Origin of the sequence: Blautia sp. AF17-9LB (assembly GCF_003479185.1) — a bacterium.
GTDB classification, from domain to species: domain Bacteria; phylum Bacillota; class Clostridia; order Lachnospirales; family Lachnospiraceae; genus Fusicatenibacter; species Fusicatenibacter saccharivorans.
Window position 1 is genome coordinate 397866 of record NZ_QUGU01000001.1, and the last position, 15051, is coordinate 412916.

At 43.1% G+C, this 15051-nt stretch carries 23 protein-coding genes and 1 tRNA gene; all 24 read right to left on the reverse strand.

Annotation, left to right across the window (positions count from 1 at the left end):
• Positions 1-10: 10 nt before the first annotated feature.
• The 24 genes from DWX00_RS01830 to DWX00_RS01940 all read right to left on the reverse strand — a co-directional run bounded on the left by DWX00_RS01830 (position 11) and on the right by DWX00_RS01940 (position 14919).
• Positions 11-610 carry an HK97 family phage prohead protease gene (locus DWX00_RS01830; RefSeq protein ID WP_054751067.1) on the reverse strand — a complete coding sequence of 200 codons (600 nt, stop codon included), beginning with the start codon at positions 608-610 and terminating at the stop codon, positions 11-13.
• The gene (locus DWX00_RS01835) at positions 600-1859 is read right to left on the reverse strand and encodes a phage portal protein (protein WP_118594559.1); all 1260 of its coding nucleotides are present in this window, start codon (positions 1857-1859) and stop codon (positions 600-602) included. The genes DWX00_RS01830 and DWX00_RS01835 overlap by 11 nt, the downstream gene beginning before the upstream one ends.
• Positions 1860-1876: 17 nt before the next feature.
• Positions 1877-3529 (reverse strand): terminase large subunit, encoded by a 1653-nt coding sequence (locus DWX00_RS01840; protein WP_118594560.1) that lies wholly within the window; start codon positions 3527-3529, stop codon positions 1877-1879.
• Positions 3530-3534: 5 nt separating this feature from the next.
• Positions 3535-3888, reverse strand: a complete 354-nt coding sequence (locus DWX00_RS01845) for a hypothetical protein (RefSeq protein WP_071144346.1) — start codon at positions 3886-3888, stop codon at positions 3535-3537.
• Between the two features lie 85 nt (positions 3889-3973).
• Entirely contained in the window at positions 3974-4288 is a 315-nt protein-coding gene (locus DWX00_RS01850; protein ID WP_118594561.1) for an HNH endonuclease, read from the reverse strand.
• 209 nt (positions 4289-4497) lie between these two features.
• Positions 4498-4842 carry a hypothetical protein gene (locus tag DWX00_RS01855; RefSeq protein ID WP_118594562.1) on the reverse strand — a complete coding sequence of 115 codons (345 nt, stop codon included), beginning with the start codon at positions 4840-4842 and terminating at the stop codon, positions 4498-4500.
• On the reverse strand, positions 4832-5125 hold the full coding sequence (locus DWX00_RS19965) for a hypothetical protein (protein WP_243037923.1): 294 nt from the start codon (positions 5123-5125) through the stop codon (positions 4832-4834). Before DWX00_RS19965 ends, DWX00_RS01855 begins: the two co-directional genes overlap by 11 nt.
• Positions 5094-5477, reverse strand: a complete 384-nt coding sequence (locus tag DWX00_RS01865; RefSeq protein WP_118594563.1) for a hypothetical protein — start codon at positions 5475-5477, stop codon at positions 5094-5096. The genes DWX00_RS19965 and DWX00_RS01865 overlap by 32 nt, the downstream gene beginning before the upstream one ends.
• On the reverse strand, positions 5474-6757 hold the full coding sequence (locus DWX00_RS01870; RefSeq protein ID WP_118594564.1) for a ParB/RepB/Spo0J family partition protein: 1284 nt from the start codon (positions 6755-6757) through the stop codon (positions 5474-5476). Before DWX00_RS01870 ends, DWX00_RS01865 begins: the two co-directional genes overlap by 4 nt.
• Before the next feature lie 6 nt (positions 6758-6763).
• Positions 6764-7552, reverse strand: a complete 789-nt coding sequence (locus DWX00_RS01875) for a ParA family protein (protein ID WP_118316668.1) — start codon at positions 7550-7552, stop codon at positions 6764-6766.
• A 19-nt stretch (positions 7553-7571) separates the two neighbouring features.
• On the reverse strand, positions 7572-7985 hold the full coding sequence (locus DWX00_RS01880) for a VRR-NUC domain-containing protein (protein WP_118316667.1): 414 nt from the start codon (positions 7983-7985) through the stop codon (positions 7572-7574).
• A 113-nt stretch (positions 7986-8098) separates the two neighbouring features.
• On the reverse strand, positions 8099-8224 hold the full coding sequence (locus DWX00_RS20280; RefSeq protein ID WP_279220393.1) for a hypothetical protein: 126 nt from the start codon (positions 8222-8224) through the stop codon (positions 8099-8101).
• Positions 8225-8238: 14 nt separating this feature from the next.
• On the reverse strand, positions 8239-8994 hold the full coding sequence (locus DWX00_RS01885) for a rolling circle replication-associated protein (RefSeq protein ID WP_118316666.1): 756 nt from the start codon (positions 8992-8994) through the stop codon (positions 8239-8241).
• 178 nt (positions 8995-9172) lie between these two features.
• On the reverse strand, positions 9173-9499 hold the full coding sequence (locus DWX00_RS01890; RefSeq protein WP_118594565.1) for a hypothetical protein: 327 nt from the start codon (positions 9497-9499) through the stop codon (positions 9173-9175).
• Positions 9496-9813, reverse strand: a complete 318-nt coding sequence (locus DWX00_RS01895) for a hypothetical protein (RefSeq protein ID WP_118316665.1) — start codon at positions 9811-9813, stop codon at positions 9496-9498. The genes DWX00_RS01890 and DWX00_RS01895 overlap by 4 nt, the downstream gene beginning before the upstream one ends.
• 5 nt (positions 9814-9818) lie before the next feature.
• A complete protein-coding gene (locus DWX00_RS01900; protein WP_118594566.1) occupies positions 9819-10487 on the reverse strand; it encodes a single-stranded DNA-binding protein in 669 nt (222 codons plus the stop codon).
• 51 nt (positions 10488-10538) lie between these two features.
• Positions 10539-11717 carry a hypothetical protein gene (locus tag DWX00_RS01905; RefSeq protein ID WP_118594567.1) on the reverse strand — a complete coding sequence of 393 codons (1179 nt, stop codon included), beginning with the start codon at positions 11715-11717 and terminating at the stop codon, positions 10539-10541.
• Positions 11718-11736: 19 nt separating this feature from the next.
• Entirely contained in the window at positions 11737-12048 is a 312-nt protein-coding gene (locus DWX00_RS01910) for a hypothetical protein (RefSeq protein ID WP_022400547.1), read from the reverse strand.
• A gap of 4 nt (positions 12049-12052) precedes the next feature.
• Positions 12053-12376: a long-chain fatty acid--CoA ligase gene (locus DWX00_RS01915; RefSeq protein WP_207741976.1), complete on the reverse strand. Its 324-nt coding sequence runs from the start codon at positions 12374-12376 to the stop codon at positions 12053-12055.
• Entirely contained in the window at positions 12339-12710 is a 372-nt protein-coding gene (locus tag DWX00_RS01920; RefSeq protein WP_118316661.1) for a hypothetical protein, read from the reverse strand. Before DWX00_RS01920 ends, DWX00_RS01915 begins: the two co-directional genes overlap by 38 nt.
• 189 nt (positions 12711-12899) lie before the next feature.
• Positions 12900-12973, reverse strand: a tRNA-Ile gene (locus tag DWX00_RS01925).
• A 20-nt stretch (positions 12974-12993) separates the two neighbouring features.
• On the reverse strand, positions 12994-13905 hold the full coding sequence (locus DWX00_RS01930) for a radical SAM protein (RefSeq protein WP_118316660.1): 912 nt from the start codon (positions 13903-13905) through the stop codon (positions 12994-12996).
• Positions 13906-13920: 15 nt separating this feature from the next.
• On the reverse strand, positions 13921-14112 hold the full coding sequence (locus tag DWX00_RS01935) for a helix-turn-helix domain-containing protein (protein WP_243037924.1): 192 nt from the start codon (positions 14110-14112) through the stop codon (positions 13921-13923).
• A 135-nt stretch (positions 14113-14247) separates the two neighbouring features.
• The gene (locus tag DWX00_RS01940) at positions 14248-14919 is read right to left on the reverse strand and encodes an HAD family hydrolase (protein WP_118594568.1); all 672 of its coding nucleotides are present in this window, start codon (positions 14917-14919) and stop codon (positions 14248-14250) included.
• Positions 14920-15051 lie beyond the last annotated feature (132 nt).

Below are 15051 nucleotides of genomic sequence, written 5' to 3' on the forward strand. Positions count from 1 at the left end.
ATTTTCGCTTTTATAAGCTCGCCTTAATCTTTAGTATCATAGCCCGCCTTTTAAGCAACTCCTGCTTTTCCTGCTCATAACTCCTATTTGCAAAATTACGGGCACTTATTTCAGTATCGTTATTTGCCGGAATACTTACGGCTGATACATCATAAACTTTTTTGATTTTTAGAATCGTTCTTGTGTGTGTTTCCCTGTCGTAGCTTTCCTCTGCTACGGTAAACGCCCATGACATTTTTGTTATCATGCCTGCGTCAATGTCCTGATACAATCCCCTTGCCAAATCTGTTTTACTTAAATCTGCTGCCACAAATAAGCCTTTCGCATCTGGCTCTAAAATCAATGTTTTGTTGGACTGTCTGGCAAATACCCTGCCTGTATGGTCGTACTGCATTATAACGTCACTCATATCTGCATTATCCAGTGCGTGTGCGTCAATTCTTTCGTAAATCTTTGTACCGTCCTCAAATTCATATAAAAGATACGGTACGTTAAATGTAGTGGCGTATCCCTCTACATAACATTCTGTATTTATGCGCTTATCGCTCGCAACTTGGGCAGTGAGTGGTGTTACCAGCGTTCTGTATTCCCGTTCTTTTTTAACTGGCATTATTAACACCCTCTTTCTCTGTTTGTCCGTCTTGTGTTTCTCCCGTTTCTGGTTGTGGGTTCTGTTCCCCTGCCTGCGGGACTTGCTGTATAACTACTTGTGGCTCATTGCCTTTTTGCAGTTCGCTTACCTCTGTATACTCTTTGCGGATATAATATTTTTCTCCGTCCTCAACATGCGCCATATTCCATATATCCATTACGCCATTTCTGTTTAGTAATGCCCTGTCAAATAGCTGCGTGCTTACGCTCAACTTTGTAGCATTGCTGGCATATTGCAAACGGTTTGCAGAAAAGAAAATAGCATTTCCACACGCCCGCTCTCTTTCTGTAAAGCTCATGTTTGTCATCACTAAAGATAATTGAATTGCAAAAGGCTCTATTTTCCCCTCGTAATAGGCGTTCCATGTATTCTCGTCAAATTTGTTCTGCAAAATATCCATGTTCGTACCAAAATGTGTACAAACATTTTCCTGTATGTGCTGCATCTGCAATGCGTTAGGTGTATACGGTTTACTCTCTACCTGCTTCAAGTCGGAAAATTTATTATCATAAATAATCATTCCGCTATCATTGTCTGCGCTTAAATTGTCCTCTGTAAAACGCTTGCGCTCTTTCTTTATATCCTCTGGTTTCAGCATGTTTGCAACTTTTGCTAAAAATCGGATATTTGCAGAGTTTTTTACTGCGTTTATGATTCCCTCGTTTTGCGTATGTATCAACTGCATTGTGGGTGCAAGCGTGCTGTTATCCTCTCCAAACAGATCGTCTTTATATTCAAAATCTGTCATAATCCCCACACGCTCAAACTCAATAGCCCCATAGCTGCCATTTGCAAACAGGTATCGCAAATATAACTGCCCCTCGCACTCTATTACCTCGCAGCGTTCGGCACGCAATGGATACCAGCCGCATAAACGCCCGTATTCGTCCTCTATCGGAATAATGAACGCTGTATGCTCTACAGCCACATACGTTGCCAGACGCTTAATAAATTTTGTTGTGTCCATAAAATAATTTGGCTTATGCTGTAATGTCTTTTCCAATGTTTTAAGGGCACTGCCCTCAATCTCCGGCTTTAATTTGCTGCAATGAGTGGCAAAATTGTTTACCGCTGTCCTTGTCAAATCCATTTCATATACACCGCCGCTAAAGCTGGTAAATGTCGGACTGTAGCCGTTCAGCATTTTAAAATAATTTCCTATGGCTTTTAATTCTTTGCCATGAAAAAGATAATCTAAAAATCTCATGCCGTTTACTCTCCTTTCTATGCGGCGTTTTTCAGTAATTCCCCTACCTCTTCGTGGTATTTCTGTCTTACCGTCATTGCATCTATGACAGATACAAAACCATCTATATGCGCCCGCTGTTCTATCTTTATCGGGCGGAACTTCCTTGTTTCCATGTTGTGCTTTAATGCCACATTCAAAAAGTGCGACTGCAATAATTTATTATTTGCAATTTTAAAATCGCCGTCTTTAAGAACTCCCTCAAACTCCCGTATTACAGGCGTGAGGTTTTCGCCTTGGTAAACATCGTCTGTATGGAATCCGTAATTTTTCAGATCGTCCACAAGGTACTGTGCGCTGTACCTGTCGTATCCGATTTTCAAAACCCTTATGCCGTATGTTTCCAGCAACCATACATACCAGTTAAATACGTCTTTGTAATTAACATAATTGTCCCCAGATAACGTAATAATGCCTTTCTTTACGAAAATGTCATATGGTACGCCGTCTGTAGCCTGCAAGGTTTCCAGCCTGTTTTTCGGCATAAAGAATTGCGTAAATGCGTATAATACGCCCTCTTTCTCTATAACCACGCTTGCGGCTGTCAAGTCTGTTGTTTGGCTCAAATCTATGCCGCCCACTGCATAGCACTCTCTAAAATCTTCCAGCGTTTTTAATATTTCTGCTTTTTCCACTGTCTGATATTCCAGCCATGCAATAGAGCTGTTCTGTTTGATATTGCAGTACTTGGTAAGGAACTCTGCTTTTTTACTTAAACTCCCCTCTGCTACTGCAATTTCATCAATAAAGAAACTCTCTTTTACTGATACACCCATATTAGGGTTTGCTTTTTTCAGTTCGTCTATGTCGTTCCATTTTTCCACATCATCAATCATGTACAAAAACGGTAATAACCTGCGCTCTTTGCTGTTTCCCTTTAAGAAACTTGTGCTACGCTTCATTAGCTCATCATAGATACTATCATTGATATATCCGGCTGTACTTATGCTTAAAATCATCGGCTGTTTACGTGCGCCTAAAGCAGATTTCATAACCTCATACTGCTTTAATCCAGCGTCCCCGCTCCATGCCGCCATTTCATCACATACTACAAGCTGCGGGTTAAATCCGTCTGACTTTTTAGCATTAAATGCAATCGGCTTGATAACGGTATTGCTCTCTGCAATATAGATATCGCTACGCCGTTTTTTCGCCAGTTCTTCCAACTCTTCCTCTGCCTGTACCATTTGATAGAATCCGTCATATACAAGGGCTGCTTGGTCTAATTTTGGTGCTAAACAGTATATTTCCTGTCCATACTCCGGCTCTAAATAAGCCATGTATGCAATTAGCGCAGATGCAAACAAACTTTTGCCGTTTTTTCGTCCGATAACAATAAAAATTTCACGAAAAACACGTATTTTTTCTGCATCTTGTATGCCAAAAATGGTGGAAACTATAGCTTTTTGCCATAATTCCAACGTGATTAAATCATTACGCCCCTTGCTATGGTGGCAAAATGTTTCTATGAATTTTATAGCTTTATTGGCTGCCTTGGCATTAAAAAAATACTCCTGCGTTTGCAGCCCGTTTATGATGATTTCAAATATTTTTTTAATCCATTTTCCTACGATGATCTCGCCGCTGCTTATCTTTGCGTAGTACTCATAGATATAATTTTTATATGGCATTTGCCCTATTCTTCTCTAAGGGCTGCCAGCTTGCTTTGCTTACGTTTTGCCGCAGGCACAAGCTCTGTTAATTGCTTGATGATAGCCGCATAATTCTTTGATAATGCTATGTATGTTTCTGCTTCCGGGCTTTTCTTCGTCCCGTACTGGTTCTCTCCGTTTTTGTACTCACTTGTCCAGCCCGTTTCCTCTATCACGTTCTGCAATTCATCAAGTTCTATCGACATAAAAGCAGCCTTTTCTATCAGCGGCGTTACCAACTTCTTTTTATTTTCGTCTAAGTCCTTGAAAATCCCTTTTAATCTTGTCTTTTCACTCTTTATCTTGGCTTCTTTACTCTTTTCCTTTCGTGCTGCCATTTCTTTTACCCCTTTCGATACACCCCACCCCCTCTACACCACGCATGTGCGACCTTGCAGAGTAAAATTAGTGTTACCCCTCGGTCTATCGTGAGTGAAAAATATTTTTCTGAATGGGGGGGATTAGTTCGCCGTCAGCCGTAAACGCATATCGTTTTGCACGCACGTTTTTTGCATGATGCTCTTTGTTGTGGCAGTCCTGACACAATGCCTCTAAGTTGTCCCAGCATAACGTAATGCTCTGCTCGTGTATGTTCTTTGGTGTCAGCCAAATCTTGTGGTGTACAATCTTTGCTGGCTCTCCGCATCGTTCACACAAGTAATGCTGCGCCACCATGTATGCGTCCCTTGTCTGCGCCCACTCTTTAGATTTATAAAACCATTCTGCCCACTCTTTCATGTTGCCTCTTTCTTTACCCAACGCCCTAGGTTTCATGCGTTGGGCAGGAGGTAAAAGTATGATGAAAAACAAAAAGGGCGCAACGAAAAAACATTTAAGTTCTTTCGTGCGTCCTTAACAGTTGTATTATACCGCCCGCACCGTTTCCCTGTCCACCGCAGGATTTGTGCAAATATACCGCAAAATTTGTGCAGCTATTCCGCACTGCTTTACTCAATCCCATAAACCATAACTGCCAGCTCTTTTACCGCTGCCGTAATCCAGCGTCTTGGTGTATCTTTCCCGGTATTCAATTCTTTCTCTATCTGCTCGTATGTATAGCCCTGCATGTAATACATGTGCAACGCTGTATACTCTTCCTCTCTCTCTGCCTGCTGCCTGCGCCGCTGTATCTCTTCTAGTGCTGCCGTAATATGCTGTACTGCTGCCTCTGTCCGCTGTCTGCTCTCTTCGTCTGTTGTGTGTTGTATAAAAAACTGTGCATCTCTGTACTGCTTCAACATTGTCACTGTTCTGTTGTACTGCTGCCTCTGTATCTCTTTGTTATTCCCCATGTATTGCCCCTGCCTTATCGTCTTTATACTGATCTGCCACAGCATTAAATGCCTGCGCCTGTCTGCTAAATGCCTGTGCCAATGCATTGCACATATTCCCTGCTGCGGTAAATACTGCCTCTGTAAATGTTGCCATTGCCTGTGTTGTCTGCTCCACCGATATACCAGCACAAGGCAAGGACTGCTGTGCCCTTGCCTTTCTTCTCTTTCGCTTATCCATGTATGCAGGTGGATTATAGCCGTATTGCTTTTTATAATTCTTTTTCCACTGTCTGTGATTCATACCATCGCCTCTTTTCTTCCCTGCTCCAAAATACCTTTCTTGTCTGTATTCCTGCCTCATTCAATTTTTGATATATTTCTCTTAACTGTTGTCTTTCGCAATCTTCCCTTGCAGTTCTTGGTGGACTTGAATAGTCTAACGGTGTCGTTTCGCTAAAAAGCAATACCCGCAAACATTGAGCTGTGGTTGCTCCCATTTGTCTGTATGTTCCCATTGTCATATATGTTTTTTGCCATATCCACAGTTCTATCCCCAACGCCTCATTTATTTTGCTAAATAATTCATCAAGTGTCGGTTGCCCTATTTCTCTATGCTGCCATTCGTATTCTTGTTTTATTTTATCCTCTATCACGCCTCTACTCCTTTGGTGTCCGTTTCGGACACAATGCCCATTACCTTAATCGCCATGACGCAGTACCCCTCTACAAGTCCTGCGTATTCCTGTAACATATACGTTACCTCTGCCTTTATGATTCTCCCTGTTTCCTCTCCGTTCGTGTACTCTGCCAGCTCTAAAATATCGCCCTGTTTATAGTCCCTGTCATTCTTTCGCAGCTCAAACGGCTTTTTCCCGCTTGCCACATCTCCAAAAAACATTTTAGCTAATCTTATTCTGTGTACCTTTGGCTGCTTTGCTGTGTCACTTGGCAGATGCTCCATTTTTTCATTGTCTGCCTGCTGCCGCAGCTTCGCTTTTGTTTCCCGGTCTATTCTGACCTGCTCTTCGCTATACCGCTGTTCGTCTGTTTTTTCTGCCTCTGCCTTATTCTGGTATTTATCGCACTTCTGGCATGTTCCCGTTTTTACGTTGCAGTCCGAATAATACAGGCATGAATAGCACAACGATGTAATGCTCTCCGGGTGTGCTATTTCGTAATCGTCCCCCGGTCTTGGTTCTTCCGGCTTATCTGCTTTTTCTGCTGCTTTCTTTTCCGCAACTTTCTGTGCAATTTCATTTGCCCGTATCTCTTTCCCGGCTGCTGCCTGCTCCGCAATTTCCTTTTGCTCTGCCTCTGACAACTTCGCAGCCTCATACGCTGCCGTTACCCCAATACTACCGCTTTTTAACTGCTCTTTGATTTCCGGCGTTGCATTGTTGTTGATACTTTCCATACGTGCTACGTTTGTGCTGCTTTCGTTCAGCATTGAGGCTATCAGATCACGCATTTTTCCTTTAATCTCTAATCCGTCCTCTTTCTTTGCCCGGATAAGTGCCGCCTTGGTTCTCTCTACCAATCTCGTTTTTTCGTATGCCGTCAGCTCCTGCGTGTATCCATTGCCAGCCAGCAACGATAACTCATACATAGCCTCGCTCATATCCTTTGAGCGGAAAAGCACTTTTTCATACTCTTTATGCCCCCGCTCCAAATTCAGCTTGTTTGCTTCGTTACGTCTGTGCCCGTCAATTATGCGGTATTCTCCGTTTACCCTTGCCAAAACCGTTGGCTGCTCCTGCCCTACGTGTAAAAAGCTGTCTGCCAGTTCTTCTATGCCCTCTAACTTCTGGTGCGTGTTCTCTTCGGCTGCCTTTACCTCATACGGGCTTAAATAGATTTCTTTGTATCCCTGTGCCTGCTGCCCGGCTGCCTTTGTCTTTGCGTTCAGAATATCGTTAATGCCAAACTTTGCCATATCTTTTTACCTCGCTTTTCCTGTGTATGCCGTTACAAATTTCTTGTATCCCTGAGCTGCTGCACAACATGGGCTGTACTCATAAATGGGCTTTCGCAAAAATGTGTTTTCTGCTACTTTTTTGGAATATCTGATAATGCCCAAAATATTAAAATCTGTGTTCTGTTCCAGCCACTCTACGCCTGCTGCCTCTCCGTCTGTGTTTTGGTATGACGTAATCAATACGCCAGCCAACTTTAATGCCGGATTAAATGCTTTTGCGTCCTCTATCTGCTCTGTCACGATATCCAGCCCCTCTAATGCGTCCTCGTCCACCTTTACAGGTACTATTACCTCGTCCGTAATCGCCAGCGCATTTACAACATTCAGCCCGATATCTGGCGGGTTATCAATGATGCAGTAATCGTATTTGCCGTATACGGTGCAATCTCCGTAATACTGTACTTTGGCATATACCAGTGTTTTGTATCTTTCAATCTGGTTTTCGCTGTCCTCTTTGGTTAAATTCCATGTAGCCCCAAACAATGACATATTCGCTGTTACAATGTCGATGCCCTCATAGTCTGTATGCTGTATCAGTTCGTCTACGTTGCACCAGTCCCCAGCCAGTAACTTTGTAACTGGTGCTATGTTCTCTGCATCGTATCTGCTGTACGCTTTGCTTAAATTGCCCTGTTTATCGTTATCAATTAGCAATACTCTGTAACCTCTCCTGTAAAGCTCATATGCTACGTTTGCTGCCGTAAATGTTTTTGCCACGCCGCCTTTTAAATTTAAAACGCTAATCACTCTCATACTTTTACCTCTTTCGTGCTTATTTTCCCATTTCCTGTAATACTGCTGCCGCTTTGTCGTTGTCGGCTTTTAATAAATATTCTTCAATCACTTTTGCCGCCTCACGCCACCCGTAACAGATCACTGCATAATACCCTTGGTCGTTCAAAAATACTTGCCACTTTTCTTGGTTCTTTGTAGCCTTGTTTTTGCCTGCTTTCAGTTCGATGTACAACCCATGATATCCGTTTCTTGCCACTGGTAAACAGATATCCGGCACACCAGCTTTTACGCCCTGTCTTTTCAGTGCTACCGCTGTCCGTTTATCTCGCTTTCCCCCGTTTGGGATATGGTGCATATATTCAAGTTCCGGCATACAGTCCATGTGGTACGCTGCCCACTCAAATAATGCCTCTTGATGTCCGCTTTCATCGTCAAGCCTAAAATTTCTCATTCTTTCGCTCCTTTCCTCGTTTTACTTCTGAACGGCATAAATCGTAATACTCGCACCGCAGGCAACAATGCTTGCAATCTTTCCCCGGTTGGAATAACCAGTAAATAATTTTGTCAATCATGTTTTTCTGCCCTCTCTATCCGCTCATTGTTTCTTTTGGCAGCGGCTGCAAGTGCCATTAACACCATGCCCGCAACCACGCCTGCCATAAATATTGCAATCGCAGCTATCACAATCAAACTATCAACCCCTTTCATTCCAGTTTTACCAGCGTGTACCTCATGTACCCGTATCCGTAGTATTCCGGGCTATGTACGCCTTTGCTCACGCTGTCTTTGTCCACGTAGTAACCTTTTATCGCTGTTGGCTCTGATTTGAACCATGCACGATCTGAAATTATTCTTATTTCCGGCTCTGGTCTTACAAGGTTTTTGCTGCAATTCCAACGCTTGCCCTGTAATGCCCCGTCTGCCTCTGTCCTGTGCGTATCTGTGTACTTGATAAAATAGCTTGCCAGCTTTGCGTAATTTCCAGAATCGTCTAACGGGAATACCTTTACCCTATTGTGTCCCTCATACGCTTTGTACCAGCATCGTTGTAAAATCTCTGTATCAATCTTGTTGATAACTAAATGGTGGTGGCGTGCCCCTCTTTTACCAATCTCCATAACATGCACATATTTAAGCTCTATGCCTGCCTTTTTGCACTCTTTGCGTAACTCCCGTAAAAAAATATCCATGTCCTTACGCATCTGCTCCCTGCTTCTATCCGGCTGTCCCTTTTTCCGTATGTAGTCCAGTTCTAAGTGATAATCTCCATACCCAAAATTGGCATTTAACAGTAATCGTAATTTTCTCTCTGCTGCTCTGGTATTAACCTTTTTCTGCTCTTCCTTGGTTGGCTTTACTTTATCCCCTCTCTTTATGCCCGGCTTTTTGTATCTGCTGGTAAAGTAACGCTCTACCTCTATCGTCTTTCCTGCTCTTGTAACTCTCTCTACATACGGCATATGTTTTTACCTCTCTTTTGTCGGATAGTTAATACTTTTATCAAGTGGTAAAGGCAGGCTCTGCGCCTGCAATTTCCTTGACTTTTCGCCATACGCCATTTATACTTTTGTTAGACAAATTGTTAAGGCTTATAGCTTTGCCCCTATGGTATTCCAGTACCGTAGGGGCTTTCTCTTTTCATTGTTTCTTTTCCTCTCTGTATGAGGTGTAAATAAGGCGTGAGTGCATATATATTGGTTTGCTCCCGCCTTTCTTGAAATGGTCTGTACATTCCCAATTTCCCAACCTTTTTAATAATCCACGTTTCCTTGTGTTGAAATGGTTATACGGGTATGATGTCAGCCATACATAAACTGCGCCTGCGGTCTGCTTCTCTGCATTCCACTCTTTTACACCTATCTGTTCCCGGTCTACCTGCACAAAATCAATGCCAGCGGCTTTTAATTGCCTTTCGGCTCTCTTAAAAAACCGCTCTTTATCCTTTTCCGTCCATGCAAATTTCATTCTGTGCCTTTCCCACAACTATTCTTACATCTTGCCATTTCCTGCCCAGCAAGCATACTTACCAACTCCATAAGTTCATCTGCGCCCTTTTCGTCAATAAACTCACATCTAATACAACATGCGTTATATCCACAGATAGCGTCAAATACAGATTGTACCTCTTGACATGTACCGCAATCTTTCAATGTTTCAATCAACCCCACTAGCCCGGTAACTGCCTTTATGCCTAGCTCCCCGCCTTTTCCATGTATCGGTATTGATATTTCCTGTGCCTTTGCTGTGCGTTCTCTGTTTAAAATGATTCTGCTTTTCATTATGTCTAATTCCTTTCTACTGTTTCCGGCTGCCACCATACCTGCATCTTTTCTACTGATACCTCGAAAGTGGTTCTTTTCTCTTCTGATTCTGTGTTATTATCGCCGTAATACTTTTTCACATACTCCCGGCTCTGTAATCTGCCAGTGATTTTTACAATCGTGCCTCTTTTGTACTTTGCAATCTCGCTGGCGTTCTCCTGCCAGAAAATACATGGGATATGTACGTTTCCACCCTGTATGCAGTTTTCCACTTTCAGCATTACATCTGCTATATGTTTTCCCCTTGGTGTTTCTCTTACTTCCGGGTTATTCACAATTTCCGCTGTTAATTGCACGCCGTTCTGATATTCCGGGAACCCTACTGTTACAACGTGATCTGCAAGGATAAAAACAGCCGTATGCCCGCTTTCTGCGTTCATGGCTTTCTGCAAAATGCCCGTTGCCATAATATCTCTGCCAACCACCATATTTCTTGCTATTGCTTCTGCGTCTATGTTTTCATTTTCCTTTATTTTTGCAGCTACAATTACCGTATCCTCTGCCCCGCTTTTTCTCGGTACACATACCCGCAGCACTGCATAGCAATTTTCTGTGTCGTATCCGCATACCCCGCTTGTTACCTCTGCCTGCTTTACCGTTCCCATAATTCCGGCAAAATTTTCATTGTTCATTTTTGTATGTTCTCCTTTCCGGGTGCGGGGGAAAAATCCCCCGTTCCCCCTTTACTGCTCCGCAGCCGCAGGCATTTCACAAGAAAGACCGGGCGCAACGGCCCAGCCCGCAGAGCCAGCGGCGCTGCCCAAGCCCACGTAAGCCCCGCAACGCAGCCCGCAGCCGCAGCCGCAGCCGCCGCCCACAAGAGGCACAGCCACAATTTCTGTATCTACTGCCCCGTAATCTGCTGCATACTTGTGGCTATCTCCAGCAAATGAAATCGGCAAACGCCCGTATGGTGTCATTACGGTTTTATCTACATATCCATAACGCCAATCATTCCACATATAGCGGTATACGTCTGTATATCCCTCTCCTGTAAAGTTTGGCTCTCCATACGGCAATACTTTTACAATTCCGTCTGCACAGATCAGCTTTGTTAAACGCTCCCATTTATCGCCCCATAATGCCTCTGTATGGAATACCTTAACCTGTGTTCTGAAATCAGACGCACCGTAAAACTGCCCTTTGTCGTTTAATGTGCCTGTATCCGCTGGCTGCCCGGTTCTGCTGTTTCCTGTTCCGTAGGCTGTTTGCAAATCGTCTGTTTTTGCCATAATCTTTAACAGGCAAATAATGTAGTTCCATTCCCACCATGAACTCATGCCCCATTTATCGCCGTTTGCCTTGCAAGCCTCGTTTTCCTGCTCCGCTGTCATATCTCCGATAGTCTGGCAACCACTAAGGCTGCGGGCTACGTTTTCAACCAATGACGGCGTATAAATATGTCTGTAAAATCCGGCATTTAATGTGCCGTCTTTGCCTGTTCTGTGGTATGCGTTGTATGCAGCATCGTATTTTACGTTGCTCCAAATGATATATTCGTCTGTAGCTGTTTCGTACTGACACAGCCAACCGCCTTTAAAAGCGGACATTGCATTACCTGCATAATAAATATCTGTAATATCGCTCTTTGCCCCGTCCTCTTTCAGTTCGTAATTGTCCGGGTTTAATCTGTAGTCCTCTGTGCCGTCAAACTTAACCATGCAAGGGTAGTTATTCTTTACAAATTCCACATTGCCCCAGCTACCATAGTTAAATGTACCCTCTACAAAATCCATTACCGCAGGTATCATGCCTGCGGCATCGTACAGGTATGTTACCCGCTTGTTGCTGTCCTCTTCATTTTTGTTAATCTTAATTCCAAACCGTACAGCTCTTTCTACTGCTGCCATTGTTTCACTCATACTTTTTTACCTCGTTTTCTCATATAAAAAATGTGTAATACAGTGTCATTGTCAAATCACTAAATTTATACTGCGGGTGTTCTCCCGGCTCTAATGGTTTCATTAACCCCAGCTTTTGCCAGTCCTTATGCCGGATATCCGGCACTACCGCAAAATCCTTTACCTCTGCCCGCCATATCTCTTTACTGATCTGGCTCTTATCTTCCCGCAATATTCCCAGCCAGCCTATGTATACGTCTGCCTCACTGGTTTCGTACCTGCTGCCCTTGCCCTTAACAATGCGTATTCTTGTTATGTTGTGTATTGGCTCTATGAATTGCTCTAATGTCATTCTTTTATTTTTCCGGCATTTCGTATATTCTCGGTATTTCCGCTGCAAATGGTGGAAATGCTGGCGCACCCTTTAAAAATCCGGGGCTGCCCGCTGAATATAAATAAGAAACGCTCACTTTCTGTATTTCGTCTATAATCTCTAAACACCGCTCTTTTGTTTCGTATGTTCCTATTTCTTCTAATACTCCGTCAGAAATAAAAATTCTGTGTGTTTCTTTTGGCTCTTGCCCCTTTTTGGCTCTTTTTGTTACACTTCCATACTCCACACATGCATAATTTCCACCCAGCCTATACAGCTTTTCTCTGTCTTGACTTCTTATGTACATGTTGCTCACGTTTTTCCTCTCTTTCTTTTACTTCCCAATAATAAGCGTCCATTATCCACATTTCCTTGCTAAAGGTAAATGATAATGCTATCGGCATGAAAAATGCTGAAATCGTGATAATATCCAAATCCAAAAGAGGTGCAAACGGTGTTGCAATTACCAACACCGCAAATGTCGCAATCCCACATAATTTCTGCTTAATGAAATATCTTTTTCTTCTGCGTCTTTCATGTTCCCGTTGCTGTAATTGTTTTTTTGCATAATTCATGCCGTTATAAAAATCTTTTGTGCGTTCCATACTTTCCTCTCTTCCCGGCGGTGCTCTTATTTTCATATTGCCCACGCTCCTGTAGTGGCTTCGTATGCTGTGTTGCCCCTTTTCACATTAAAAAGTTGCCTAAAACCTGTTGACCGTCCACACGCTCTCTAGCTGGCGTGCCCACTGCTCCAAATTCACAGCACCCAGCGTGTAGTTGTTCGCCTGCTGCCACGCTGTCGCAGGTTGCCACGTTCCTGCTTTCAATGCGCCGTATGGGACTTGAACCCATGACTTACCGCTTATGAGGCGGTTGCTCTAACCAACTGAACTAACGGCACTCGTGCGGCTCATTGCCGCTTTATCCTTGATAATTTTCAAATTTTTCGCAGCTATAAAATGCGTACTTGCTATTTACCCACCGCTGTAATTTTTTTAATTTGTGTTTGCGCGGTAATAGCTCTTTATTAAAAATCATCACATACGGCGTGTATCCCATATTTCTTAACGTGTATACTCTTTCTAAATCTTGCTCAAACGTAGTATTAAAATTACAGAGTACATATACTGTCATTTTTTCTTTTCGCCACCCTGTACTCTCTTTAAACTGCTTAAATTTTGGCAAAATTATTTTCTTATCTTCGTATCTGTCCCATGCAAAATGTATATTTTTGATTTTCATTTGCTTTATGTAATCTATTTTTTCTTGCGTCATAATTCTAATATCGCACCCTTGCGAAAAATCTACCCACGCATTGCTCTCTATGAGTTGCTCGCTTAACTCTCTCCACTCTTTCGCAGCAAACATATTAGGGTCTAACAGTACTATTCTTTTTTGCCCTCTCCAAAACTCTGTTAAATCCGCTACTTTTCTTGATGTTCTCCCCTCTTTATCTTTTACAATGCAGAAATCACAACCTCTTGGGCAGCCTCGTGTAAGAAATCCGTATGCAGTTTCTTTTACCTCTGGTATCTTTTCATAATAAATACTGTAATCCGGGTATATATGTTCAATTTCATCATTTAACACTGTTCCACCGCTCGGATAGTTATAGCCTGTACCACCTTTGATAATTTCTGTTGCGTCCACAAAATACTCATAGTCTTGCGTAAAAGAAAACACTTTACTCATATAAACTCTATCCATATGCCCGCTAAACAATGGTTCGTACCACTCTACACTATCGCCTTTCGTTTTGTGATATGCTGCAAGTTTCATAAGTGGAAGATTCGGGAAATTATGCCCGTCTACATCTATTAACCCTACTTTCATTTGTGCGCTCTCTCCTTATAATGTTTCCTGTGCTTTTTCTGCGCTGTATGTATCCGGCGTTGCTCCGCAGCGGGCGTACTCCTTATAAATCGTATCCCGGTGTACTCCTAAAGTAGCTGCAATATCTACTACCCTGCTGCCCGCCCGGCTCATTTTCTCTATTACTTGCCTATCTTCATAGCGCAATCTTTTGTATTTTCTTGCCACCGTTCCCGCTCCTTTCTCTTGAAATAAAATAAGCGCACAAGAGCTTTTTACACTCTTGCACGCTTTCTTTTTCTTGCCATAAATAAAAAAAGAAATCCGGCAAGAGTTTTTTAATTTCTCTTGTCGAATTTCATTCTAAAACTTATCGAAGAAAGAATCTCCTCCGTTCATCAGCTCCTTAAAAGAAGTCACGTAGCGGTCTGCTTCCTGCTCCATCTTTGCGCGGTTTCCTTCCCCGCTTCTGTCATACACGCCCACAGCCGCAAATCCGCCCATTTTGGCGCCGCGGATTCCCGTTAGGATATCTTCATATACCACACACGTTTCCGGCGGAAGAGACAGCTTTTCAGCCGCTTTCTCGTAGATATCCGGAAAGCCCTTGCCGCGCTTTACTTCCGAGACGGTGACAAATGCTTTAAAATACTCATAAATCCCATTTCTCTTTAAGGCCGGCTCATACAGCTCCGGGCTCGATGAGGTAGCAACCGCCATGCGGATTCCTTTTTCTTTTAAATAGCGGAGATATTCTGCTGCCCCGTCTTTTAACTCCACTTCATACGTATAGGCGTCGACCGCCATCTGATGCCACTCCTGAATCAGTTCTTCCGGCGTTTCCGGAAAGCCGAACCGTCTGATCGTGTAGCGGGCAGCCTCCAGAAAGCCGAGCGGTGTAATCGCCTCCTGATAATCCGGCGGAACCTCAAGTCCTCTCTTCTTTAAAAATGCAATATCGATGTCATCCCAGACCCGCATCGAGTCGAGCAGTGTTCCGTCCAGATCAAAAATGGCTCCTTTGTACTGTTTCATTTGTCTTCTCCTTCTCTATTCTAATCTTTTTTCTTTCTTTTTAGAACGTATTTCTGTTTTTAGAACATTTGTTTGTTTTATCATACCATAACTGGTAAAAAATGCAAGTAAAATGCGAATTTCGCTACTTTT

Bases quoted from the DNA above. Each gene is read 5' to 3' on its own strand.
- DWX00_RS01830 (WP_054751067.1), bottom strand. From the start codon at position 610: ATGCCAGTTAAAAAAGAACGGGAATACAGAACGCTGGTAACACCACTC.
- DWX00_RS01835 (WP_118594559.1), bottom strand. From the start codon at position 1,859: ATGAGATTTTTAGATTATCTTTTTCATGGCAAAGAATTAAAAGCCATA.
- DWX00_RS01840 (WP_118594560.1), bottom strand. From the start codon at position 3,529: ATGCCATATAAAAATTATATCTATGAGTACTACGCAAAGATAAGCAGC.
- DWX00_RS01845 (WP_071144346.1), bottom strand. From the start codon at position 3,888: ATGGCAGCACGAAAGGAAAAGAGTAAAGAAGCCAAGATAAAGAGTGAA.
- DWX00_RS01850 (WP_118594561.1), bottom strand. From the start codon at position 4,288: ATGAAAGAGTGGGCAGAATGGTTTTATAAATCTAAAGAGTGGGCGCAG.
- DWX00_RS01855 (WP_118594562.1), bottom strand. From the start codon at position 4,842: ATGGGGAATAACAAAGAGATACAGAGGCAGCAGTACAACAGAACAGTG.
- DWX00_RS19965 (WP_243037923.1), bottom strand. From the start codon at position 5,125: ATGAATCACAGACAGTGGAAAAAGAATTATAAAAAGCAATACGGCTAT.
- DWX00_RS01870 (WP_118594564.1), bottom strand. From the start codon at position 6,757: ATGGCAAAGTTTGGCATTAACGATATTCTGAACGCAAAGACAAAGGCA.
- DWX00_RS01875 (WP_118316668.1), bottom strand. From the start codon at position 7,552: ATGAGAGTGATTAGCGTTTTAAATTTAAAAGGCGGCGTGGCAAAAACA.
- DWX00_RS01880 (WP_118316667.1), bottom strand. From the start codon at position 7,985: ATGAGAAATTTTAGGCTTGACGATGAAAGCGGACATCAAGAGGCATTA.
- DWX00_RS01885 (WP_118316666.1), bottom strand. From the start codon at position 8,994: ATGCCGTATGTAGAGAGAGTTACAAGAGCAGGAAAGACGATAGAGGTA.
- DWX00_RS01890 (WP_118594565.1), bottom strand. From the start codon at position 9,499: ATGAAATTTGCATGGACGGAAAAGGATAAAGAGCGGTTTTTTAAGAGA.
- DWX00_RS01895 (WP_118316665.1), bottom strand. From the start codon at position 9,813: ATGAAAAGCAGAATCATTTTAAACAGAGAACGCACAGCAAAGGCACAG.
- DWX00_RS01900 (WP_118594566.1), bottom strand. From the start codon at position 10,487: ATGAACAATGAAAATTTTGCCGGAATTATGGGAACGGTAAAGCAGGCA.
- DWX00_RS01905 (WP_118594567.1), bottom strand. From the start codon at position 11,717: ATGAGTGAAACAATGGCAGCAGTAGAAAGAGCTGTACGGTTTGGAATT.
- DWX00_RS01910 (WP_022400547.1), bottom strand. From the start codon at position 12,048: ATGACATTAGAGCAATTCATAGAGCCAATACACAACATAACAAGAATA.
- DWX00_RS01915 (WP_207741976.1), bottom strand. From the start codon at position 12,376: ATGTACATAAGAAGTCAAGACAGAGAAAAGCTGTATAGGCTGGGTGGA.
- DWX00_RS01920 (WP_118316661.1), bottom strand. From the start codon at position 12,710: ATGAAAATAAGAGCACCGCCGGGAAGAGAGGAAAGTATGGAACGCACA.
- DWX00_RS01930 (WP_118316660.1), bottom strand. From the start codon at position 13,905: ATGAAAGTAGGGTTAATAGATGTAGACGGGCATAATTTCCCGAATCTT.
- DWX00_RS01940 (WP_118594568.1), bottom strand. From the start codon at position 14,919: ATGAAACAGTACAAAGGAGCCATTTTTGATCTGGACGGAACACTGCTC.